Source organism: Streptomyces toyocaensis, from assembly GCF_000725125.1.
Taxonomy (GTDB): domain Bacteria; phylum Actinomycetota; class Actinomycetes; order Streptomycetales; family Streptomycetaceae; genus Streptomyces; species Streptomyces toyocaensis.
In genome coordinates this window covers 254,203-277,612 of the sequence record NZ_JFCB01000001.1, presented here as the reverse complement: position 1 = coordinate 277,612, position 23,410 = coordinate 254,203, and the positions used below count along the sequence as shown (strand labels likewise).

Here is a 23,410-nt window from a genome sequence, read left to right as displayed (position 1 = left end):
CCAAGCGATCAGTTCCGACACTTGGACGACATCCGCGGCTCCTGAGGTGCCGCCACCGTTGTCGTCGCCCTTGTCACCCACGCACGTTCGAGCGGAGGTGACGCCGCCGGAAGGCACGCGGTTTTTCCATATGCTGCTGATAAGTTCCAGGTCGTAGCATTGGCGCATGCGTGTCTTGATCGTCGAGGACGAGCTGTACATGGCAGAGGCCATCCGCGACGGGCTGCGCCTGGAGGCGATCGCGGCGGACATCGCCGGAGACGGCGACACCGCGTTGGAGCTACTGAGCGTCAACGCCTACGACATCGCCGTTCTCGACCGCGACATTCCCGGCCCTTCCGGTGACGAGGTCGCCGAGCGGATCGTCGCGACGGGATCCGGAATGCCCATCCTCATGCTCACCGCCGCCGACCGGCTCGACGACAAGGCCTCCGGGTTTCAGCTCGGTGCCGACGACTACCTCACCAAGCCGTTCGAACTGCGTGAACTGATCCTCCGGATCAGGGCGCTCGACCGCAGGCGCGCGCACATAAGGCCGCCCGTGCGGGAGATCGCGGGCCTGCGCCTGGACCCCTTCCGTCGCGAGGTCTACCGCGACGACCGCTACATCGCACTCACCCGCAAACAATTCGCCGTGCTCGAAGTGCTCGTCGCCGCCGAGGGCGGCGTCGTCAGCGCCGAGGAACTGTTGGAGCGGGCCTGGGACGAGAACGCCGACTCGTTCACCAACGCCGTGCGTATCACGGTCTCGGCTCTGCGCAAACGCCTCGGTGAACCTCAGATCATCGCCACCGTGCCCGGCGTCGGATACCGGATTGCCACCCCGACGGACATCAGGCGTGAGGGCGATGCGGGTGCATAGGGCACCGGGCATGAGCGTCCGCCTCAAATTCACCCTCAGCTATGCGGGCTTCGTCATGCTCGCGGGCACGCTGATGCTGGTCACCGTGTGGGTGTACCTGTTGCGCGGCCTGCCCGATGCGGCGAGCAGCCCCAACGGGCTCGTACCCGTCCGCGCCATCGTGCTGCACGCCTACGCTCCGGCGACGGCCGTAGTGCTGGCCCTCCTGCTGGTGTTCGGCCTGCTGGGAGGGTGGCTGCTCGCCGGCCGGATGCTCGCCCCACTGACCCGCATCACCGACGCCACCCGCACGGCCGCGAACGGCTCGCTCTCCCACCGGATCGAGCTGGAAGGCCGCAAGGACGAGTTCCGCGAGCTGGCCGACGCCTTCGACACCATGCTCGCGCGCCTTGAGGCGCACGTCGCCGAGCAGCGGAGGTTCGCGGCCACCGCCTCCCACGAGCTGCGCACCCCGCTGGCGATCACGAAGGCCCTTCTCGAAGTGACGATCAACGGCCCGGGGCGAGACCTGGGCGAGCTGATCGGACGCCTCCACAACGTCAATGCCAGGGCGATCGACCTCACCGAGGCGTTGCTCCTGCTCAGCCGCGCCGACCAGCGCTCCTTCACCCGGGAGCCCGTCGACCTGTCACTGAACGTCGAGGAGGCCGTCGAGACACTGCTTCCCCTGGCGGAGAAGCACGGCGTCGCCATCGAGGCCTCCGGCGACATCACCCCGGCCATGGGCTCCCGCGCGCTCCTGCTGCAGCTGACGGTCAATCTCATCCATAACGCGATCGTCCACAACCTGCACGGTCGGGGCATCGTGCGAGTGACGACCGGCATCGAGTCCGGAAGCGTGACGCTCAGCGTCGAGAACACCGGCGAGGTTCTCCCGGCTCAGCTGGTCTCGACCCTCACCGAGCCCTTCCGGCGGGGCACCGAACGCATCCGCCAGGACCACGCGGGCGTCGGCCTGGGTCTGGCCATCGTCAAGAGCATCACCGAAGCACACGACGGAACGCTCACCATCGTCCCGCGACCCGGAGGCGGCCTCCAGGTCACGGTGCGGCTGCCGGCCGCGCCTCCGCCGGAAACCCTCAACAGGTGATCGTGTTTCGTCGCTGACGCGGTGCGAGCTCCACGCCGGGCCTCACCGGAACGGAATGTGCCAGGAATCCACTTCGTGTCACTGCTCGTGATCGCGAACGCCGGTGCGGTACTCCTCGGCCCGGGACCGCACGATCTCCGGCAGCTCGCCACGGGCGAGGTCGGCAAGCGTGGTGGTCTCCAGCACCTGGCGCAGACTGGTACGCACCGCCCGCCACACGTCGGGGAGAACGGCGGCCGGCCCCGGGTACTCGAGGCCCGTCAGGCTGAGCTCCCGCACGCTGGCCAGCGGGCCGTCCACCGCGCGGATCACGGCCGCCAGAGTGATCTCCTCCGCGGCGGAGGCCAGCAGGTATCCGCCCTGGGGACCACGCACGCTGTGCACCAGACGGGCCAGGCGCAGCTCCCTCAGGATGCCGAAGAGGAACCGCACCGGGATGTCCTGGCGGGCGGACAGCTCCTCGGCGGTCAAGGGGGTCTCACCCTCGGCTGCCAGCTCCGCCATCGCCCGCACCGCGTAGTCCGTCCGTGCCGTGATCCGCATCCGGTCAATCTCTCACACCCGCACGGCACTTGACCGCTCCCGCCGCCGACCTCCGGCCGGCACCGCGTCCACCGAGCGTGAGCGACACCCGCCAGGAATCAGCCGGAAACAGGCATCCGGCGGCCAACTCAGCGCTGCTTGCAGGTAGTTCATGAAAATGGTGAACTACGGCACAACGACAGCACGGGCCCGCATCCGGAATTCGTGAGCCGGCCGATGTCGTACGGCCGAGAACATCCATCGCGTCCATCAGCGACCGTGCGAGCGGCAGGCAACAGGTCGAAGCGACAGGGGCACCGGTACGCCCGTCAGAACCAGACCGAACGGCCGACAGGAGACATCGCATGACGTCAACGACAGCGCAGGGTCCCGTCGCCATCGTGGGTGCGGGCGCGGCCGGCGCCCTGGTCGCCCTCCAGCTCTGCGAGACGGCGGTCCGTCGGCATACGCCCCTGGAACTGCTGTTGATCGACCCGGCGCCCGAGGCCGGCCGCGGCACCGCCTACGCCACCCGTGACCCGCGGCACCTCCTCAACGTTCCGGCGGGCGACATGAGCTGTTACCCCGACGACCCGGGGCACTTCGTCCGCTGGCTCTGTCGCCACGGCGAACCCACCGTCACCGCCGCCGACTTCGCCTCCCGCTACCGTTACGGCGCCTACCTGGCGGACACCCTCGGCCGGGCCGTCATCGCCGCACAGGGCACCGTCCGCGTCCGCCGGCTGCGCAGCCGGGTGGTGGACTGCCACTGGAGCGGCGGACTCGCCCGGCTCCAGCTGGCCGACGGCACGGCCGTGGACGCCGCCGGCGTGGTGCTGGCCACCGGCCCCACTCCCTCGTCCCCGGCGTCACTGCCGTCCGCGCTGCGCGCGGGCGACCGGTTCATCGCCGACCCGTGGGCGCCGGGCGCCCTGGACGCCCCGGCCGACGAGGGCCGCCGGGACGACGTCCTGCTGATCGGCACCGGGCTGACCGCGGTGGACGTGGCCTTACGGCTGGGCCGCTTCGGCCGCACGGTGTACGCCGTGTCCCGCAACGGCCGGCTGCCCGAGGCACACGCGGTGAGCCCCCTGCCCGCCGCGGCCTGCACCGAACCCCTCAGGGACCTGCCGCTGCCGGAACTGCGCGCCACGATCCACCGGCACATCGGAAGGGTCATGCGGGCCCAGGGCGACTGGCGCCCCGCGCTGGACGGGCTGCGCCCGCACACCGCCGAGGTGTGGGCGTCGCTCACCGCCGAGGAGCGCGCCGAGTTCCTGCGGCGGGACGGCTCGCTGTGGAACACGCACCGGCACCGGATGCCCCCGGCCACCGCGGAGAGTGTGCATCGTATGCGCCGTACCCGGCGGCTGCGTACCGGGCGGGGGCGGATCACCGATGTCAGAACGCTCCCGGACGGCGCGCTCTCGGTCTCCTTCACCGACGGCCGGGAGTTGCGGGTGGGCTGGGTGGTGGACTGCACCGGCCCCGGTCTGCTGCTGGCGGACACGCCCGATCCGCTGTGGCGCACCCTGTTGCGGCGCGGCGAGGCGGTGCCCGGCCCGCTGGGCATCGGCGTGTCCACCGCCGGAGGACGCCTGCGCGGCCGGGACGGGCGGACGAGCCGCGCCATGTGGACGCTGGGTTCGCCGCGCCGCGGCGAACTGTGGGAGACGACCGCGATTCCGGAGATCCGCGCGCAGGCGGTGGCCGTGGCCGAGGCGGTGCTCGCCGAGCGGGCGCCTCTGGCCTCCGGCGCCGCACCCGCCCGGCAAGGAGTGCGGCGGCCCACCGACGGCGGCGGGCTTCCGCTCAGTACGCACCACGCCGCTGCCGCCGCCTACCGCTCGGGAGTGGACCGTCTGCTGAAGGTGCGGGCCGGGGCCCAGGAGGCGTTACGCCGAGCCGTCGCGCTCGACCCGGGCTTCACCGCCGGCCACGCGGCGCTCGCGCTGATCGGGCACGAGTGCGGGGCCGACGTGGACGTGCCGCGGGCCCTGGCCGAGGCCCGGCGCTGCGCGCGTGAGCGGGCCGACGAACGCGAGCGTTCTTTCGTGGAGGTGGTCTCCCGGCGGGTCGAGGGCAGCCCCGCGGAGGGCGACGCCGCGCTCCTGCGCCACCTGGACAGCCATCCCGGCGACCGGCTCGCGCTCGCGGCCGCCGTCCCCACCATCGCCTTCTCCGGCCTGTACGACCTCGACGGCAGCGCCGCGCTGCGGGTGGTCGAGCGGACCGCACCCGCACACGAGGGGCACTGGTTCCACACCTCGCTGCTGGCGTTCGTACGCCAGGAGCAGGGCCGTTACGACGAGGCCGGCACCCTCGCCGAGCAGGCCCTCGGCGAGGAACCCGCCTCCGGACACGCCATGCACGCCCTGGCGCACGTGCACTACGAGCAGGGCGACCATCCCCAGGGCCGGGACCGGCTCGACGCATGGCTGGGCGGCCACGGCCGCGGCGGCACGCACCGCGCCCACTTCGCCTGGCACGCCGCCCTGCACGAGCTGGCATCCGACGACGCGGAAGCCGTTCGCCGCAGGTGGGCCACCCATCTGTCGCCCGGGAAGGTGGCCGGCATCCGGGCGCTGGTCGACTCCGGTTCGCTGCTGTGGCGGGCCCGGATGGCCGGCCACTGGCAGGGCCGGGTCCCCGTCGACGACGTACTGGAGTCGGTCGCGGCGGACGTCCTGGAGCGCCCGGCCACCGCCTTCACCGCCCTGCACGCCGCGGTCACCCTCACCGCCGCGGGGGACCTGCCCGGGCTGCGCCGCCTGCAGGCCCACGCGCTGGGTGCCGACTCGGTGCAGCGGGCGGTGATCGCCCCGCTGTGCGAGGCGTTCGCACACGTGGTGGAGGAGAACTGGGCCGAGGCGGCACAACGGCTGGAACGCGTCCTGCCGGCACTGCGCGCGGTGGGCGGCAGCGCTGCGCAGCGCGAGGTCGTCGAGGAGACGCTGGTGTACGCGCTGATCTCGGCGGGTCGCTGTGACGCGGCCAGGACGCGTCTGGCGGAACGCCTGGACCGCCGCTTCTCCCCCTACGACCGACGCCGCCTGGCGACGCTCCCCTCCTGACGACCGCGCCCGGCACCGGGGCCGCTTCCCTCCTGACGTCCACGCTCGGGCGCCGTGGTCCGTCCCCGGCCGGACCGGCCGGCGGACCAGGCCGGTGCGCCGGGGGACGGGGCGTCGGCGTACCCCCGGCGCGGCGCCGCACCTCGACCGCACATGGCCCTGGGCCGGGGTGTTCACGATCGTCCGGAGGCGGGCCACCGAGCTCCCGGTCCGCACCTGACGGCCGCCCACCCCTCCCGACGGCACCGGAGGGGAGAGGACAGGCGAGGACGGGAGAGGACCGCAGCTCCCGCGGGCCCGTGCGGACCGACGCCCGCGGCGTCACGCGGCGCCCCGCTCCCCTTCCCGCCCCCGTACGTACTCCGCGCTCGGTGCTCGGCTCAGCGGCCGGTCCAGACGGGATCGCGCCTGTCCGCGAAGGCCCGGACTCCTTCGACCGCGTCGCTGCTGCGCCTGCGGCGCTCCTCCCAGCCGTACTCGGCGGTGAACGCCTGCTCGAGGGGCATGTCGACGGATTTCGCAGCGGCTTCCTTGATGGCCCGGACCGAGAGCGGGGCGCTGCGGACCAGGTCGTCGGTCCACTCCTGGACGCAGGCGTCCAACCGGTCGGCCGGGACCACCTCGTTGACGAGCCCGTGGCGCAGGGCCGTCGCGGCGCTCAGCCGACGACCGGTGAGCAGGTACCCCATGGCGATCTTCTCCGGCAGCTGCCTGGCCAGCCGGAACGCACCGCCCGCACCGGGCACGAGACCGAGCCGCGCCTCGGGCAGGGCGAAGACCGCCTGGTCCGAGGCGATGATCAGGTCGCAGGCCAGGGCGAGTTCGAAACCGCCGCCCAGGGCGTAACCGTGGACCCGTGCGAGCACCGGTTTGTACAGCGTGAAGCGGTCGGTGAGCCGGGGCCAGCCCGGCTGCCCGCGGCTGCCGAAGGTCGTCGGAGCGACGCCCTGACGGTCCAGGCGGGCCCGCTCCTTGAGGTCCTGGCCGACGGAGAAGGCACGGTCACCCGCTCCGGTCAGCACGGCGACCCTGATGTCGTCGTCGGCCTCGACGTCGTCCCAGATCTCGGCGAGCTCCTCGTGCATGCGCAGATCCATCGCGTTGAGCACGTCGGGACGGTCGAGCGTGATACGGGCGACGTGCTGCTTCTTCTCGTAGCGCACCCGCGTACGGTCGCCGGTCATGCGGGGGGCCGCCCTCCGAATCGGCCGACCTTGTCGATCACGTCGTGGCCGTAGAGCCGCAGAGCCTGCATGAGGGCGAACTCCGCCATGTACGCGCGGAATCCGTCCGGTGACTCGTCGGCGAGGTTCAGCATCCGCCGGTTGGCGAGCACGGCGTCGCCGTCGAGTCGCGTCAGGCTCCGCTCGATGGCAGCGTCCAGCTCGTCCGGCTCCACGACCTCGTCGACCAGCAGGCGCGCCTCGGGTTCCTTCGCCCAGATCCGGCGGCCCTCCAGAATGACCTGCCGGGACACGCGCGGCCCGGCGAACCGGCCGAGCCGCAGGTTCGCGGCTCCCGGGATGATGCCCTCCTTCGCCGCGGGAAGGCTGAAGTAGGCGTCGGAGGAGGCGAGTACGCGGTCGAAGACCAGCAGCAACTGGGCTCCGCCGCCGATCGCGAAGCCGTCCACCGCCGCGACCCACGGTTTCTCGATCCGGGGTGAGTGCCACCAGCCGGGTCGGTCGTCGTTGGTGAGCACGCCCCGGACGAGCTTGTGGATGTAGCCGAGTTCCCGGCGCATCAGGAAGTCGACCAGTGAGATGCCGCCCTGGCTGAGGTACTTGAGGTTGATGCCGGCGCTGAACACCCGCTTGCCCCGGTAACGGGGATGGCTCATCACCCCGCCGCGCAACAGTCCCACCCGGACGCCCGGATCGAGCAGGGCGAGGTCGACGGCGGTCTCCATGTCATCGACCTGCTGACCGTCCTCGGCGTTCAGGCGGTCGTCGCGACACATGGTCAGCCGTGCCACGCCGTCCCGGCGCTCCAGGTGGACGGCTTCCATCTCCACCTCACCGGTGCGCACGAACTCCGGAAGCAGCTCCAGGGCGCGCGGGGTCGGACGGAGCATGGCGTCGAGCAGATGCGGCCCGGCAAGAGGCGACCGCAGCACCGCTCGCAGGAAGATGCCCTGGTCGATCTCGTGGCCCTCCTTGGCGGCCTGGGGCAGGGACCGCTCCACGGCGAGCTGCTGCTGGGTGGGTACCAGCCCGGGGAAGGCGGTGGCGGCGGCTTCGACGAGCTCCGCGAGCCGTAGGTGGACGCGACGGTGGTCCGTGAGCCGGTCGTAGACGGCGTCCGCGTGCGTGTCCAGGAAGCGGACGCGCAGCGCGCGGGCGGCATCGTGGGCGGCGGCGATCTCGGCCCGCTCGGCGGAGGAGCGCGCGCCGTGCTCCGGAAGTGTGGCCAGCAGCTTCTCCACGCTCGCGGCGGCCTCGGTCAGCGCCGCCCAGAGGCCGTCGGTGTCCTCAAGGGGTGGCAGGACGGTCGTCATACAGACTCCTCGGCTACGTCCTTGCCGCGCAGGGCGCGGTCGCAGGCGGCCAGGTGGGGGCCGAGGACGTCCTCGAAGCTCGTCGTCGTGGCGTCGAACAGGAGCTGGCGTCTGATCGCCACCTCCTTGCCTGCCAGACCGGCGACCAGTTCCGCCGCTGCCGCCACCGCAGCCGCCGGATCGTCGGCCAGTTCGTCGACGATCCCCAGCCGCACCGCGTCGGCGGCGCCGATGGGCAGGCCGAACAGCACCGCCCGGCGGATCCTGCCGACGCCGGCCTGCTGGACGAGCCGGTATGCGGCCATCCCGGGCCAGGTGGCGGAGCCGTCGCGGGGGACCGACATCCGCGTGTCGGGGGTGGCCACGCGGATGTCGGTGGTCAGGAGGACGTCCAGGGCCGGCCCGCCGCAGTCACCCGAGGCCACCGCGACGGTGGCCATGGGGAGCCGTTCCAGCCGACGCAGAACCCGTTCCCACTTGGTGACCAGCATGACGTCCAGCCCGCTGGTCCAGGCCCCTTCGGGGGCTCCGGAGACGTGCACGGTCACCACGCCGGCGCCGCGGTCGTCGCGGGCGAGGTCCTCGGCCCGGTCACAGACGGCCGCGACTGCCTTGACGGAGGCGGCCGACAGCGGCTCCGTCCCGTCGATCGTGAGGGTCAGCGCGTCCTCCACGCTCTGCGGCCTCACCACTGGACCAGCGCCGTTTCGATCGTCGAGCCCGGTCCCATGGTCATGAGCACTCCGTACTCTCCCGGTCGTGTGATGCCCTCTTCGAGGAGCCGTTCGTACGAGAAAAGGAACGAACCGCTGGAAACGTTGCCCTGGTCGCGCAGCACACCGATGGTGTGCCGGACGTCATGCCGGGTGAGTCCCAGGTTGACGACGACGGCGTCGATCACCTTCTTGCCGCCGGAGTGCACCAGCCAATGTCCGATGTCGCTGCGGCGCAGGCCCGTGCCGGACAGCAGGCGGTCGACGACGGTCTCGGCGTGCGCGCCCACCACGTACGGGATCTGCGGGTCGAGGAAGAAGCTGAACCTGCCCTGGGTGCGGTCCCAGTCGTAGCGCATGGCGTCGACCGCTTCGGGGATGATGCAGCTGGCGAACTTCAGAACGGTCGGGCCCTCGGAGGTGGCCGGCGTGGCGCCGCCGGGGCCCGCGAGCAGCGCGACGGCCGCGGCTCCGTCGCCGAACAGGCTGTTGACGACTGCGGTACGCATCGTCGAGTCCATCGTGTACGCGGCCGAGCAGGCCTCCGCGCACAGCACCACGGCGAGTTCCCCGGGATGGGCGGCGGACCAGCCCGCCACCACGTTGAGGGCGTTGAGTCCCGCGTTGCAGCCCATGCCGACGATGTCGCTGCGGCTGCAGTGGCGGTCGATGCCCAGTTCCCGTATCAGCAGCGCGCTGAGTCCGGGGGTGAGGAAGCCGGTGGACGTCACGCAGCACAGGTGACGCAGATCCGAGAGTTCGGCGCCGCACCGCTTCAGACAGGCGTGCAGAGCCTCGGCGCCCATCTCGATCGCCAGCTTCTTGTGCTTGTCGAGCAGGTCGCCCTGGGACTCCGAGACCCGGACGGAGTCGCTGTCCATGGGCGGCAGGGTGAGGTTGCGTCGCTCGATGGCGCTGTTGAGGAAGATGGAGCGGACCTTGCGATCGGTGATCCCGAAGGCATCCAGCACTTCCTGCTGTGAGTAGGACGTGCGGGTCACGGCCGTGCCCACACCGACGATGCGGGGCCGTGGAGGAGTGGGGAGTGCGCGGCCCTCTGCGGACAGGACCCCGGTCTCCAGGACAGGAGCGTCGAGTAATTCGGGATGATCGAGGTTGACGGTCACCTGAAGGTCCACCCCCACATGCGCGGCTTGCTGCGCGGCTTGCTCACGATGCCGCTGACGGTCATGTTCATCACCTTTCCTCATGAGTCGTGCTGGTTCATCGGCTCCGGGCGGGAACGCCTCCGGGTTCTTCCGGGCACGCTGCTGCCGGCCGGTGAGGTCGTCAGGCCTTCGCGCTCTCCGCCTCGATGAAGCGGGCGAGGCGAGCGGTCCCCTCGTCGATCTCGGTGGGAGTCAGATAGCTGATGGAGAGCCGCATGGCGTGGTGGCCGCCCTTTTCCGGGTGGAAGTGCTCCATCGGGGTCCAGATCACGCCGAAGTCCTGTGCGGACCGGGTGAGTGCGGCCTCGTCCGCCCGGAACGGGACCTGCACGGTCAGGAAGAATCCGCCGGTCGGTTCGTTCCAGCGCACCCCCAGAGATGCTCGCCGGTCCGCCGGAAGGCGTGCGTCCAGATGCCGGAGCGTGCACTGCATGGCGTCGCCGTAATAGGCGCCTGCTCTGGCGTTCAGCTCCGAGACCCGGCCCTGGGCGGCAAGCAGCGCGCCCGCCACGGCGGCCTGGCTCAGCGACGAGGTGTTCACCGTCACCATGCTCTTGATCTTGACGAGTTCGTCCGCGAGGAGGCTGCTCCGGCCGTCCTGGTCCACGACGACCTGGTCGGCGACGACGAAGCCGACCCGGGCGCCGGGAAAGATCGTCTTGGAGTAGGAACCCAGGTGGACGACCGTGCGGGCGCGGTCCAGGGACTTCAGGGTCGGCAGCGGGCGGCCGGGACTGACCATCCGGTAGGGGCTGTCCTCCAGGATGAGGATGCCGTGGCGCGCGGCGAGTTCCAGGAGTTCGGCGCGGGCCCGCAGCCCCAGTGTGTTCCCCGACGGATTGGCGTGGTCGGGCACCAGGTAGAAGGCACGGGGACGGCGCCCGCGGGCCTTCTCGTGCTGGATGGCCGCCTCCAGGTCGGCACAGGAGAACCCGTCCTCCCGTTCCACGACCGGAGTCAGTGCGATGTCCAGCAGGCGGGCCGCGCCGGTGATCCCCACATAGCAGGGACTGGAGACGAGCAGGACGTCGTCGGGGCCGCTGATCAGGGCACGCAGCACCAGCAGCATGGCCTCCTGGGCGCCGACGGTCACCACGACGGACTCGGCGGGGGCGTCGATGTCCTCGTCGGCGCGCAGCGAGTCGGCGATGATCTCGCGGATCTGACCGGCCGTCGGCCCGTACTGGTACATGGCGGTGCGGATCTGCTGCGGTGAACTCCCCTGTTCCTGGAGGTGCTCCAGGTACCGGCGGATGTGGGAGAAGATCTGCTCGTTGTCGAAGAACCCGTCATAAGGACGGCCGGGAGCGAAGGAGATCGCGTCGGGATAGCGAAGCGTAACCTCGTTGAGGAAGTTCATCGTGTCCAGGACCGGATCGGAGACGCTGCCGTGCAGGTCCGTCTTCCGTAAGGTCACCGGTTCGGTCGCGGTGAGGGCCGCGGGGGAATTCGCCTGTGGCGTGAGGAAACCCGACAGCATGGAGACGAGTCCTTCATCCGCGTGGTGCGTATACTCGTGCACGCCGCGTTCGGCCATGGATTTACCCCCACGCGAAACAAATCAATGAGTTTTGGGGTTTACCGGCTCAGGATCACACACCGAGAGGCGTCCGACAACCGTCGTCCAACCGGCATGAATGCTCACTTAGACACGGCTTCCGACGGGATACCGTCTTCTTTTCGCGCCATTTCCCTGAAGTACGGTCCGATGCCGTTCGGCCGGACCGCCTCCCATCCATCGGCCCTGAGCTCGGCCACCATCCGGTCGGCGGCCCCCGGCGGGACGGTGAAGTCCACGGTGAGCGCGCCGGCCTCGTCGGCGTCGACGGTGGCGTCCTCGGGGACGACGCCGAAGTCCGCGACGACGCCCAGCAGCCGCGGCAGCTCCCCGGGACGGTCCCGGACGGTCACACGTACGGCCCTCCCACCGCCGCCGACGCGGCGCCCGGGGATCTCGGCAAGCCCGGCGACACCCCGGTCGAGCAGCTCCATCATCGTCCGCAGGCCGTCGTCCCGGTCCTCGCCGCCCCGCTCGGCGAGCTGGTCCAGGGCGGCCACCAGCCGGGTCAGGTCCTCGTGCACGCGCTTCACGACACCCACCACGGCCCCCGCGTTGGACTGGAGGATGTCGCCCCACAGGCGTGAGTCACCGCCCGCGATCCGGGTGACGTCGCGCAGTCCGTTACCCGCGAGCCTGGACATCTCGGCCGGGGCGTCCCGCAGCCGCGCCGCCATCAGGCTCGCCAGCAGATGCGGTACGTGGGAGGTGAGGGCAACCGCGTCGTCGTGTGCCTGGCTCTGGGTCACCACCGGCACCGCGCCGCACAGCGCCACCAGTTCCAGGGCCCGGTTGAAGGTCGCGTTGGACGTCATCGGCGACGGGGTGAGCGCCCACGGGCGGTCCCGGAACAGTTCGGCACGGGCCGCCAGCGGGCCCGACTGCTCCCGGCCCGCCAGCGGGTGACCCCCGATGTAGCGGGACGGATCCGGAGCCTGGGCCAACGCGACCTGTTCCGGCCCGGCCTTCACGCTCGCCACGTCGGTGTAGCTGACGGCGAGCTCGCGTTTCTGCACCTCCGTGAGCACCGTGCCGACCTGGCTCGGCGGTACGGCGAGCACGGCCAGGTCCACCCGCTCCGCGGGAGTCTGGGTGAGTCCCGCACCGAGTGCGGCGGCCGTCCTGGCCGCAGACGGGTTCCGGTCGGACAGATACACCACCACTCCCTGCCGACTTGCCGCGAGCGCGACCGAGGTACCGATCAGACCCGTGCCGATGACGGCCATGGCGCGCATCATGAGACATCACCCTCGGAAAGTCCACCGGCCATAACTGAATCCCCGTCCAGTTTCTGCACGGGTCCGGCCGACAATACCCGACAGGCCTGTAGTCCATCCGTCCAGCGGTCATCTCCTTTTTTCCGCCGGAGTCATCTATTACAGTTCACGGATCCCTGCCCTTCTCCTCCTGACATGGGGACAGTCATGAGCGAATTAGCAATGGCGGCGGATCCGCTGGCGGATCTCTCGGTCGACTACGTAGAGATGTACGTGGAGAATCTGGAGGCGGCCGCACTCACCTGGGTCGACAAATACGCCTTCACGGTGGTCGGCTCCGGCGACTTCGCCGATCACCGAAGCACCGCACTGCGCCACGGACGGATCACCCTGGTACTCACCGAAGCCACGTCGGACGAGCATGTGGCCTCGACCTACGTCGCCTCACACGGCGACGGCGTCGCCGACATCGCCCTGCGCACCGCGGACGTGACCGCCGCCTTCGACGCGGCGGTCGCGAACGGCGCCCGCGTCCACCGTCCGCCGACCCCGCACGGGGGGGACGGGCCGGCCGTGACGGCCGTCCTCCACGGCTTCGGCGACGTCGTCCACACACTCGTCCAGCGCGCTCCCGGGGAGGAGCCGGGGCTGCCCGCGGGCTTCTCACCGATATCGCGGACCGGCGACGGCCCGGCGGGCGTGGACCTGCTCGACCTCGATCACATCGCGGTGTGCCTGAACACCGGCGATCTCGACCCCACGGTCGACCACTACCTGACGGCGTTCGGGTTCCGGCGCATCTTCGAGGAGCGCATCGTCGTCGGCAGGCAGGCCATGGAGTCCGCGGTGGTGCAGAGCCCGTCGGGCTCGGTGACCCTGACGCTCATCCAGCCCGACCCCTCGGCCGACCCGGGACAGATCGACGAGTTCCTCAAGGCACACCAGGGGGCAGGCGTCCAGCATCTGGCCTTCTCCTCCCCGGACGCGGTCCGTTCGGTGCGGGCCCTGGCCGACCGGGGCGTCACCTTCCTCACCACTCCTCAGGCCTACTACGACCTGCTGGGCGAGCGGATCGCCCTGAGCGAGTCCAGGGTGGACGACCTCCGGGCGACGAACGTGCTCGTCGACGAGGACCACGGCGGCCAGCTCTTCCAGATCTTCACGGCGTCGACCCACCTGCGGCACACGCTGTTCTTCGAGGTCATCGAGCGCCAGGGTGCCGAGACCTTCGGCAGTGCCAACATCAAGGCACTCTACGAGGCCGTGGAACTGGAGAGGACGGGGCAGCGTGGGCCACGGCAGTGAGACGGCGGCCGCTCCGGCCCACTGCCTGGCCGACTTCGAACGCGCCGCCGCTTCGGTCCTGCCCGCCGACGTGCGGGACTTCGTCGCGGGAGGAAGCGGAGCCGAGGTCACGCTCGACGCCAACCGCACCGCGCTGGACCGCGTCTTCCTCGTCCCCCGGGTGCTCAGGGACGTGTCGCGGTGCACGGCTGACTCCACCCTGCTGAAGCGGCCCGTCCCGATGCCGGTCGCCGTCGCGCCCGTCGCCTACCAGCAACTGGTCCACCCCGATGGCGAGAGGGCCGCCGCCCGGGCGGCCAAGGCGGCCGGCGTGCCGTTCACCGCGAGCACGCTGAGCAGTGTCCCGATCGAAGAGCTCACGGCGATCGGCGGAACGGTCTGGTTCCAGCTCTACCGGCTCCGGGACGCCGCGCAGTCCCTGGAACTCGTCCGCAGAGCGGAGGACGCGGGCTGTGAGGCGATCATGCTCACCGTCGACGTGCCGTGGATGGGGCGCCGGCTGCGCGACGTACGCAACCGTTTCGCCCTGCCCAGCCATGTGCGGGCGGCCAACATCAGCACCGGCTCGACCGCGCACCGACGGCATGCCGACAGCTCCGCGGTAGCCGTCCACACGGGCCAGGCCTTCTCCTCCGCGACGACGTGGTCGTCGTTGGCGGCCCTGCGGAAGCAGACCCGGCTCCCCCTGCTGCTCAAGGGTGTCCTGGCGGCCGAGGACGCGGTGCGGGCGGTCGAGTCCGGGGTCGACGCGGTCGTGGTCTCCAACCACGGGGGCCGCCAGCTTGACGGAGCCGTTCCCAGCATCGATGTGCTGCCGGAGGTGGCCGCGGCCGTGAACGACGGCTGCGAAGTGCTGTTGGACAGCGGCATCCGCAGCGGCACCGACGTGCTCAGGGCGCTCGCTCTCGGGGCGTCCGGTGTCCTGGTGGGCCGACCGCTGATCTGGGGCCTGGCCGCGGCCGGAGAGGCCGGTGCCCGCCGGGTGCTCGACCTGCTGGCCGACGAACTCCGCGACGCCCTCGGCCTGTCGGGCTGCGACGGTGTCGCCGCGGCCAGGCAGTTGCGCACCCTCGTCCCCGGCTGAAGGTCGTAAGCCGTCGAAGTCCTCCTACCGCCGCGTGGTAGGAGGACTTCGACGGCTCACCGCCCTACGTCCGTCCCCGACCAATTGGCCATTTTCGACGCTTGGACACGGCGACGGCGGACTATGCGGTTTCGGTGACCCTGCCACCCAGCCGAAGGGCCAGCTCCGACCACATCACCGCGTACTCGTCGGCCAGACGTGCCACGATGCCGCTGCAGTGGGGCGGTACGTTGTCGATGATCCTCTGCCACTCCGTCGCATCGATCGTGTGGAGGTTGAGCAGCCGCAGCAGTGTGCGTCCGGTCTCGCTCAGCCGCAGGGCCGGATCCGCCTTGAGCCTTTCCACCACGACGCTGTGATCCTGCCCCGACGGCCTGCCGTGCACCGCCGCGTCGCCGGCAGAGCGCTGCGGCGCCGGGAGCTTCGCGCCGGGGTCCGCCGATGTCCTGCTCTGCCGGCCGGGCAGCGGATCCTCTCCTCGGCGGAGCCGGCTTCTCACATCGCGGGCCGTCTCGGGGGATATGCCGGCCATCCGGGCGATCTGGCGTAAGGAGAGACCGGGGTTCCCGGCGATGATCTTCGCCGCGTTCCTGCGTCCCGCGGCGGCGTTGATCGGGCGGACCCGGCCGTCCTGGCCGATTCTGCTCTCCTCGGCGGCCGACGCACCCGGGAGCCCTCTGCGTATGTCGGCCACCGTGCCGGGGGCAATACCGGCGACCGATGCGACCATCCGGTCCGACCACTGCGGATGCGAGGTGACGATCCGCGCCGCCGCCCGCTTGCGGTCGGCCTTCGACAAGGGGAGTCCGTGCATGGTGTTGGACTCGACCGCCAGCACGAACGCGTCGGCCTCGCTGCCCTCGAAGAAGCTGACGGCGATCTTGTCCTGGCCGCGCAGTTCAGCCGCACGCACACGATGGAGACCATCGATGACGCGCATCGTCGGACGGTGGACGAGGATGGGAGGAAGCGGGGACTGCGCGACGGACAGCGCCTCCACGTGGTCCGGATCCTCCCCCGAGGTCCGCGGTGAGTCGACTGTTGACAGTAAGCTGATCTCCACTTCGACGCAGGTCTGCCGATCGATCTGTTCCTGCTCTCGCTGCAACGCCATCTCCCTCATGATCTGATTGCCTGTGCACGGATCTGTGAAGGCATGCAGAAGATCCCTAGGTGGATCTGGGACGCGTTTCGTTCCGCGACATGAACTACGGAACGCCGTGGTATCGGAGAGCTATGGGGGGTCTACTCACGGCCTTGACAACAGTCCTGTCATGCCTTGGCGCCACCACGTTCGTGAGGCGGCTACCGGTCAGCCGCGGCTGATCTTGGGTGGAATTTCCATCACACCAGATCAGAGCACCGGGCATGGAACTCGGCAGCACTCCGGAAGAAGGTCACCTGGACCCTGGGAAAGACCGGGGAAACGCGGAACGCCGTCCCGTCGCCGGTCGCGTCAACCGACACCACGAATCATGTCGGACCGACATGGCGTCGCAGTGCGGGCTCTTTCCCGTAGCCAGAGCCGTTCCGTCTCCCCGTTGTCACCACGTGTCACTCCTGCATGGATGAATATTCACCAGCCGAAACGCCCATAGGACGGTAGCACTTCTGTGCGATTCAAAAAACTCCCCCGCCTGCCACAACAACCGCAACTCCGGTCGTGCGACTACTCGCGGAGTGCATGTCAGCGCTGATGACGGGCTTGCGCGAGGGGCTGAGGGTGGCGGCTTCAGGCCATCCGGTGCGGGGCGTGAGGCCTCTCCGGGCGGTGCGGTGAGGGCGAACGCCCCACGGAATCGAACAAATTGAGACAGGACGCAGGAGTCGTGCCTGCCCTGCGGGGGGCGGTGGCGCGGGCCGGCACAGTCGAGTGCGCCGGAGCAGCGGCGGCCCAGGGCTCCGTCAAGTCCAGGTGCGTGCGTGACCGAACCCCGTGCCTGTACTGCTACCCGCCCCTACCAGGCGCGATCGCCGGCGCTACGCACACTCCCGGAACTTGACGGAGCCCTGACGAGAGCAGGCGCGGCGTGGGTGCGGACGACCTGGTGGGGTCCACGACCTGAAGACCTATGTCGGCTCGTCGGTTCAAGACTACGGGCCGGCACATATCGTCCGCGTATCGAAAATCGCATACGCGCTGGCAACATCCGGTTGCTTTACCTGGTTGCATGCCTCGAACCCAGCCCTCAGCACGGACGACGACCCGTCGGGTTCGCCGGCTGGTCGTCCGCGGCCTTTCAGACCTCTCGGCCACCGCGCCGAACGGCGACGAATTCCCTGCTACTCACGTCGACAGCGACTGTCGTTCACCGGAATACCAGAATGATCCACCCGTATGATGCCGCATCAGAGCTGCGCCGGATCCACGGGATCGCACCCTGGTACTACGAAATGCGCACCGAGGCGACCACCAGCGGCTGCCCGCGGACGTATGCCGATCCCACCCATGGCCCGAAAACGCAGCAATGATCAATGAGCACCTGCGATCAGCGGTGAGCAAGAGCGAGCGAGGACAGACGATGGCGGAAGTGGACATCGCGGAGACCGTACGGGGCAGTCAGTCGGCCGACGACGAAGGACATCCGTCCGCGGGTCTCTCCGGTCCGGGCCCGTGGAGGCGCGGCCCGGTACTCACGGCGTGTGCGCTGCTGCTCGGCCTGCTTCTGCTGCTGCACGGGGAGGTCACGGACTGGGCCGGTCTGGGCAGTCTGGTGGAGACCTTCCTGCCGTGGTTCGGTCTGTTCATCCCGGTTCTGGTTGCCGGAGCGCTGTGGCGCCGCTCCGCCTCGTCGGCCGTCGCCCTGCTATTGCCGGTCACCGTGTGGTGGAGCCTCTTCGGCGGGCTGCCCGGCGGCCCGACCGACCAGGCCGGCGATCTCATGGTGGTCAGCCACAACGTGGCCGTCGAGAACCCTGATCCAGCCGGCACCGCCCGTGACCTGGCCGCCTCCGGCGCGGACCTGCTGGCGCTCCAGGAACTGACCGACCAGACCAAGGCCAGCTACGAGAAGGAGCTGGCGAAGACGTACCCGCACTACGCCGAGGAGGGCACGGTCGGGCTCTGGAGCAAGCTGCCGCTGTCCGGCACCCGGCCGGTCGAGCCGCCGGTCGGGAAAGCGCAGCAGGATGGCATCCCGGTGCAACCGCTTCGGGCGCTGCGCACCACGGTGGCCACCGAGGAGGGGCCGCTGACGGTGTACGTGGCGCATCTCGGTTCCGTGAGGGTGATGCCCAGGGGCGGTTTCTGGACGGAATCGCGGGACGCCGACGCGACGAAGCTCGCCGAGGCCGTCGCCGCCGAGCGCAGCAAGCGGGTGCTGGTGCTCGGTGACTTCAACGGCACCCTGGACGACCGTGCGTTCGACGGCCTCACCTCGCAGCTGCGTTCGTCCCAGGACGTGGCGGGGGACGGGTTCGGCTTCAGCTGGCCGGCGAAGTTCCCGGTGGCACGGATCGACCAGATCCTGGTCCGCGGCGTGGAGCCGACGAGTGCGTGGCTGCTGCCGCGCACGGGCAGTGACCACCGTCCGGTGGCGGCCCGAATCAGCTGGTGAACGCCGCGGGCCGCCGGGTGCTGATATATCGTCGGCGTATCGAAAATCGCATACGTCCGGGCAACACTCCCCTGCATTGACTGGCAGCATGTCCAACAATTCCTCCCGCGCACTCACACGAACCGCAGCCGGAAATCCGGTCGTCAGGCCGATCAGCGCCGCCGATCACTTGGCGTTCGTCCGGGCCCAGCGGTCGGTCAGCTTCCTGCAGACCCCGGCGTGGGGCCGGGTCAAGACCGAGTGGCGCAGCGAGTCCCTCGGCTGGTTCGACGGTCCGCGCCTGGTGGGTGCCGGGCTCGTTCTGCACCGCCCGGTACCGCGGCTCGACCGGTACACCCTGGCGTATCTGCCCGAGGGCCCGGTCATCGACTGGAGCAGCGAGATCGGTGCGTGGCTCGATCCGCTGGCGGCATATCTCAAGGAGCACGGCGCGTTCGCGATCCGGCTCGGTCCGCCGGTGGTCACGGACACCTGGGACGCCACCCAGATCAAGGACGGCATCGCCGACCCGCAGATCCGGCGGCTGACCGACATGCCAGGACGGTGGGACGACCCGGTCGGCGCCCGTGTGAGCAGCCAGCTCAAGGACGCGGGCTGGCTGCCGCAGAACCCGCTGGACGGGTTCGGGGTCGGGCATCCGCAGTTCAAGTACGTTCTCCCGTTGGCGGGCAGGACCGAGGACGAGCTGCTGAGAGGCATGAACCAGCAGTGGCGCCGCAACATCAAGAAGTCGGCCAAGGAGGGCGTCGAGGTCACGGTCAGCGACGGGGGTCCGGAGGACCTGAAGGCGTTTCACGACCTCTACGTCCACACCGCCGAGCGCGACCGCTTCACACCCCGCCCGCTGAGCTACTTCGAGACCATGTTCACGGCACTGCGCGCCGAGGACCCCGAGCGGATCAAGATCTACCTGGCCCACCACCAGGGCGACCTGGTCGCGGCCACCGTCATGGTCCGCGTCGGATCCCACGCGGTGTACTCCTACGGCGCCTCCGCCACCGCGAAGCGCGAGGTGCGCGGCTCCAACGCCTGCCAGTGGGCGATGATCCGTGACGCACTCGCGGCCGACTGCGACGTCTACGACCTGCGCGGCATCACCCCGACCCTCGACGCCGACGACCCACACGTCGGCCTTGTCCGGTTCAAGGTCGGCACCGGTGGCCAGGCGGTGCGGTACGTCGGCGAGTGGGACCTGCCGCTGCGGCCGATGATCTACCGGGCCTTCGACCTCTACATGAGGCGCCGCGGGCACTGAACCGCACACCGGCTACGCGAGTCCGGCGGCGACTTCGTCGAGGCGCGCCCCACGGGAAGCCTTGACCAGCACCACATCCCCGGCGGCCAGGTGGTCGCGCAGCCAGTCGACGGCCGCGTCGTTGCCGGCGAGGACCACGGCCCGCTCTCCAGCACCGTCGGCGAGGGGCCGGGCGGCCTCGCCGACGGCCACCACCACGTCGGCCCGGGCGGCGGCGTACGCCCCGACGGCACGGTGCTCCGCCTCGCTCCCGTCGCCGAGTTCGAGCATTTCGCCGAGTACGGCGATGCGGCGCCCGCCCTCGATGGCCGACAGCGCGTCCAGAGCGGCGCGGGTCGAGTCGGGGTTGGCGTTGTAGGAGTCGTTGAGCAGCGTCGCCCCGCAGGCGAGGTCGCGCAGTTCCATCCGCCACGGCGACAGCGAGGCGGTGGTCAGCGCCGTCGTGGCCAGGTCGAGGGGAACCCCGGCCGCGAGTGCCGCCGCCGCGGCGGCCGAGGCGTTGAGCGCCTGGTGGGCACCGACGAGCGGCAGCGCGAGGCGAGCCGAGGTGTCGACGGTCCTCAGCGTGCAGGACGGCCGGCCGAGTCGGTCGAGGACCACGTCGAGTACCTGTACGTCGGCCGGGTCCGTCCGGCCGAAGGTCAGAACCGGACCGTCGGTGAGCACGCTCATCGAGGCCACCCTCGGATCGTCGGCGTTGAGCACGGCGGTGCCGCCGGGCACAAGGCCCTGCACCAGTTCGCCCTTGGCCCTGGCGATGGCGGCACGCGACCCGAACTCGCCGAGGTGGGCCACGCCGACGTTGAGCACGACGGCGATGTCGGGTGCGACCAGGCCGGTGAGCTCGGCGATGTCGCCCTCGTGGCGGGCTCCCATCTCCAGGACGAGGAACCGGGTGGCCGCCTGGGCGCGCAGCATGGTGAGCGGCACACCGAGTTCGTTGTTGAGCGAGCCGGTCGTGGCGACCGTCGGCCCGGCGCCCGACAGCACGGCCGCCAGCAGGTCCTTGGTGCCGGTCTTGCCCTGCGAACCGGTCACCCCGACGACGGTCAGCCCGTCGCGCAGCCGGGCCACGACATGGGCGGCGAGCGTCTGCAGCGCGGTCCGGACGTCCTCGACGACGACGGTGGGCAGCGACGTGGGCCGGGAGCCGAGCACGGCCACCGCACCGGCCCGCCCGGCCCGCTCGGCGTAGTCATGGCCGTCGGCATGCTCGCCGGCGAAGGCGACGAAGAGGCCGCCCGGCTCGGCCTGTCGGCTGTCGAGCACGGCCGGCGCGGTCACGGTCACGGATTCGCCCGTGGCCTTTCCGCCAACGATTTCGGCGATCTCGCCGAGCCCGAGCGGAATCACGCCGGCTCCCTGAACGTCATGCCCGGTGCTTTGTGAGTCATGGGTCCAGTCAAGGGAGCGGGGCGTATCGCGGGCATATCGAAAAGCACATACGTTCCGGCAACAGCACTTCCCCTTGACTGGAGGTATGACCCACAGCGAGAAGGCCCATATCGCCGTATACGGGTGTGGTCCGGACGAAGCCGTTCTGTTCCGCGAGCTGGCGCCCGGCCTCGGTGTGCAGCCGGTCATCACCGACGCCCCGGTGTCCGAGGCCAACAGTGAACTGGCCTTGGGCAGCCGGTGCGTCAGCATCAGCCACAAGACGCCCGTCACCCATGCCACGCTGCGTGCGCTCGGCAGGGTCGGCGTCGGCTACATCTCCACCCGGAGCATCGGGTACAACCACATCGACGTGGAATACGCGGACAGCATCGGCATCGTTGTGGAGAACGTCTCCTACTCGCCGGACAGCGTGGCCGACTACACCCTGATGCTCATGTTGATGGTGCTGCGGGACGCGAAAGCCATCGTCCGTCGCACCGACATGCACGACTACCGGCTGAGTGAGGTGCGCGGGAAGGAACTGCGCGATCTGACGGTCGGAGTGGTCGGGACGGGGCGTATCGGCACGGCGGTCCTGGACCGGTTGCGAGGTTTCGGCTGCCGCGTTCTGGCCCATGACAACCATCCGGCGGACCGCCCCGGTGTCGCCGAGTACGTTCCGCTCGACGAACTGCTGCGGCGGAGCGACGTGGTCACGCTGCATGCGCCGCTCACCACGGCCACGCACCATCTGCTCGATCAGCAGCGCCTGGCGCGGATGAAGGACGGCGCGCTGGTCATCAACACCGGACGTGGTGGGCTCATCGACACCGAGGCCCTGGTGCACGAATTGGAAAGCGGCAGGCTGGGCGGCGCGGCGCTGGATGTCGTCGAAGGCGAGGAGGGCATCTTCTACGCCGACTGCCGGGACAGACCCATGGAAAGCAAGGCACTGTTGCGGCTTCAGGAGCTGCCGAATGCGCTCATCACTCCGCACACCGCCTACTACACGGATCACGCCCTGCGCGACACCGTGGAGAACTCTCTCACCAACTGCCTGACATTTCGAAAGCAGGAATCAGCATGGCCAGACTGAAGATCGGCATCGTATTCGGAGGCCGTTCCGAGGAGCACCCCGTCTCCATCAAGTCCGCGCGGGAGGTGGCCCGGAACCTGGATCTCGAAAAGTACGAACCCTTCTACATCGGGATCACGAAGAGCGGTGCCTGGAAGCTCTGCGACGGGCCCGACGCGGAATGGGAGGACGGCGACTGCCGCCCGGTCGTGCTGTCGCCGGACAGCGACGTGCACGGACTGCTGGTGCTGGAGCAGGGAGGCTGCAGCACGATCCGTCTGGACGTCGTACTGCCCGTGCTGCACGGCAAACTCGGCGAGGACGGCGCGATGCAGGGTCTGCTGGAACTCTCGGGCATCCCCTACGTCGGCTGCGACATCCAGAGTTCCGCCGTGTGCATGGACAAGTCCCTTGCCTATGCGGTCGTCAGGAACGCGGGAATCGCCACGCCGAACTTCTGGACCGTCGCGGCGGACGAGACCGTCGATGCCGCCCGGTTCACCTATCCGGTCTTCGTGAAGCCGGCCCGATCGGGGTCGTCCTTCGGCGTCACCAAGGTGTCCCGGGAGGAGGAGATGTCGAGTGCCGTGGAAACGGCACGGCAGTACGACTCGAAGGTGCTGATCGAAGAGGCCGTCCCCGGCAGCGAGATCGGCTGCGCCATCCTGGGGACCGGAACGGATCTCGTCGTGGGCGAGGTGGACCGGATCGCGCTCTCGCACGGATTCTTCAGGATCCATCAGGAGGACTCCCCCGAGACCGGGTCCGAGAACTCCATCGCGATCGTTCCCGCCGACATCCCCGAAGCGTCACGGCTGCGCGTCCAGGAGGAGGCCAAGGCCGTGTACCGCGTCCTGGGATGCCGCGGCATTGCTCGGGTGGACATGTTCCTCAAGGAGGACGGCGAAGTCGTCCTCAACGAGGTCAACACCCTCCCCGGATTGACCTCGTACAGCCGTTATCCGCGGATGATGGCGGCCGCGGGTCTGCCGATGTCCGAAGTGATCGACCTCACCGTCTCCCTCGCTCTGACAGGGAAGATGCGATGAAGCCGA

Annotated in this window: 18 protein-coding genes; 9 read left to right on the top strand and 9 right to left on the bottom strand. The window is 70.0% G+C overall.

Features of this window, described 5'->3' with window-relative positions:
* Positions 1-166: 166 nt before the first annotated feature.
* Positions 167-862 carry a response regulator transcription factor gene (locus BU52_RS01225; RefSeq protein ID WP_037926398.1) on the top strand — a complete coding sequence of 232 codons (696 nt, stop codon included), beginning with the start codon at positions 167-169 and terminating at the stop codon, positions 860-862.
* A gap of 10 nt (positions 863-872) precedes the next feature.
* The gene (locus tag BU52_RS01220; RefSeq protein ID WP_217437809.1) at positions 873-1,952 is read left to right on the top strand and encodes a sensor histidine kinase; all 1,080 of its coding nucleotides are present in this window, start codon (positions 873-875) and stop codon (positions 1,950-1,952) included.
* Positions 1,953-2,030: 78 nt separating this feature from the next.
* Here BU52_RS01220 and BU52_RS01215 read toward each other — a convergent pair whose 3' ends face one another.
* Complete coding sequence (locus BU52_RS01215; RefSeq protein WP_037926394.1) at positions 2,031-2,495, bottom strand: RrF2 family transcriptional regulator; 465 nt, start codon at positions 2,493-2,495, stop codon at positions 2,031-2,033.
* A gap of 344 nt (positions 2,496-2,839) precedes the next feature.
* Here BU52_RS01215 and BU52_RS01210 point away from each other — a divergent pair, with 344 nt between their 5' ends.
* Complete coding sequence (locus BU52_RS01210; protein ID WP_037926391.1) at positions 2,840-5,548, top strand: FAD/NAD(P)-binding protein; 2,709 nt, start codon at positions 2,840-2,842, stop codon at positions 5,546-5,548.
* Positions 5,549-5,928: 380 nt separating this feature from the next.
* Here the strand turns inward: BU52_RS01210 and dpgD are convergent, their stop codons facing one another.
* The 6 genes from dpgD to BU52_RS01175 all read right to left on the bottom strand — a co-directional run bounded on the left by dpgD (position 5,929) and on the right by BU52_RS01175 (position 12,723).
* Positions 5,929-6,732 (bottom strand): enoyl-CoA-hydratase DpgD, encoded by an 804-nt coding sequence (gene dpgD / locus BU52_RS01205; RefSeq protein WP_037926387.1) that lies wholly within the window; start codon positions 6,730-6,732, stop codon positions 5,929-5,931.
* A complete protein-coding gene (gene dpgC, locus BU52_RS01200) occupies positions 6,729-8,045 on the bottom strand; it encodes a (3,5-dihydroxyphenyl)acetyl-CoA 1,2-dioxygenase DpgC (RefSeq protein ID WP_037926382.1) in 1,317 nt (438 codons plus the stop codon). The genes dpgD and dpgC overlap by 4 nt, the downstream gene beginning before the upstream one ends.
* Positions 8,042-8,734: an enoyl-CoA-hydratase DpgB gene (gene dpgB, locus BU52_RS01195; RefSeq protein WP_375336282.1), complete on the bottom strand. Its 693-nt coding sequence runs from the start codon at positions 8,732-8,734 to the stop codon at positions 8,042-8,044. The genes dpgC and dpgB overlap by 4 nt, the downstream gene beginning before the upstream one ends.
* Positions 8,731-9,825, bottom strand: coding sequence for a 3,5-dihydroxyphenylacetyl-CoA synthase DpgA (gene dpgA, locus BU52_RS01190; protein ID WP_051857877.1), 1,095 nt, complete (start codon positions 9,823-9,825; stop codon positions 8,731-8,733). The genes dpgB and dpgA overlap by 4 nt, the downstream gene beginning before the upstream one ends.
* A gap of 223 nt (positions 9,826-10,048) precedes the next feature.
* Positions 10,049-11,287, bottom strand: coding sequence for an aminotransferase-like domain-containing protein (locus BU52_RS01180; protein ID WP_173943912.1), 1,239 nt, complete (start codon positions 11,285-11,287; stop codon positions 10,049-10,051).
* A gap of 281 nt (positions 11,288-11,568) precedes the next feature.
* Entirely contained in the window at positions 11,569-12,723 is a 1,155-nt protein-coding gene (locus tag BU52_RS01175) for a prephenate dehydrogenase (RefSeq protein WP_063829987.1), read from the bottom strand.
* Between the two features lie 186 nt (positions 12,724-12,909).
* On the opposite strand from BU52_RS01175, the gene hppD reads away from it, so the two are divergent.
* Together hppD and BU52_RS01165 are read left to right on the top strand one after the other, a co-directional pair.
* Entirely contained in the window at positions 12,910-14,007 is a 1,098-nt protein-coding gene (gene hppD / locus BU52_RS01170) for a 4-hydroxyphenylpyruvate dioxygenase (RefSeq protein ID WP_037926369.1), read from the top strand.
* Positions 13,991-15,091, top strand: coding sequence for an alpha-hydroxy acid oxidase (locus BU52_RS01165; RefSeq protein WP_037926366.1), 1,101 nt, complete (start codon positions 13,991-13,993; stop codon positions 15,089-15,091). Before hppD ends, BU52_RS01165 begins: the two co-directional genes overlap by 17 nt.
* 121 nt (positions 15,092-15,212) lie before the next feature.
* On the opposite strand, the gene BU52_RS01160 is transcribed toward BU52_RS01165, so the two are convergent.
* Positions 15,213-16,205 carry a ParB/RepB/Spo0J family partition protein gene (locus BU52_RS01160; RefSeq protein WP_078903063.1) on the bottom strand — a complete coding sequence of 331 codons (993 nt, stop codon included), beginning with the start codon at positions 16,203-16,205 and terminating at the stop codon, positions 15,213-15,215.
* A gap of 1,408 nt (positions 16,206-17,613) precedes the next feature.
* Here BU52_RS01160 and BU52_RS01155 point away from each other — a divergent pair.
* Together BU52_RS01155 and BU52_RS01150 are read left to right on the top strand one after the other, a co-directional pair.
* Complete coding sequence (locus BU52_RS01155) at positions 17,614-18,648, top strand: endonuclease/exonuclease/phosphatase family protein (RefSeq protein WP_037926358.1); 1,035 nt, start codon at positions 17,614-17,616, stop codon at positions 18,646-18,648.
* An 88-nt stretch (positions 18,649-18,736) separates the two neighbouring features.
* Positions 18,737-19,903: a lipid II:glycine glycyltransferase FemX gene (locus BU52_RS01150; protein ID WP_037926356.1), complete on the top strand. Its 1,167-nt coding sequence runs from the start codon at positions 18,737-18,739 to the stop codon at positions 19,901-19,903.
* Positions 19,904-19,915: 12 nt separating this feature from the next.
* On the opposite strand, the gene BU52_RS01145 is transcribed toward BU52_RS01150, so the two are convergent.
* A complete protein-coding gene (locus BU52_RS01145) occupies positions 19,916-21,256 on the bottom strand; it encodes a UDP-N-acetylmuramoyl-tripeptide--D-alanyl-D-alanine ligase (protein WP_037926351.1) in 1,341 nt (446 codons plus the stop codon).
* 127 nt (positions 21,257-21,383) lie between these two features.
* Here BU52_RS01145 and BU52_RS01140 point away from each other — a divergent pair, with 127 nt between their 5' ends.
* Together BU52_RS01140 and vanA-Sc are read left to right on the top strand one after the other, a co-directional pair.
* Entirely contained in the window at positions 21,384-22,376 is a 993-nt protein-coding gene (locus BU52_RS01140) for a D-isomer specific 2-hydroxyacid dehydrogenase family protein (protein WP_063829986.1), read from the top strand.
* Entirely contained in the window at positions 22,364-23,404 is a 1,041-nt protein-coding gene (gene vanA-Sc, locus BU52_RS01135) for a D-alanine--(R)-lactate ligase VanA-Sc (protein WP_037926348.1), read from the top strand. Before BU52_RS01140 ends, vanA-Sc begins: the two co-directional genes overlap by 13 nt.
* Positions 23,405-23,410 lie beyond the last annotated feature (6 nt).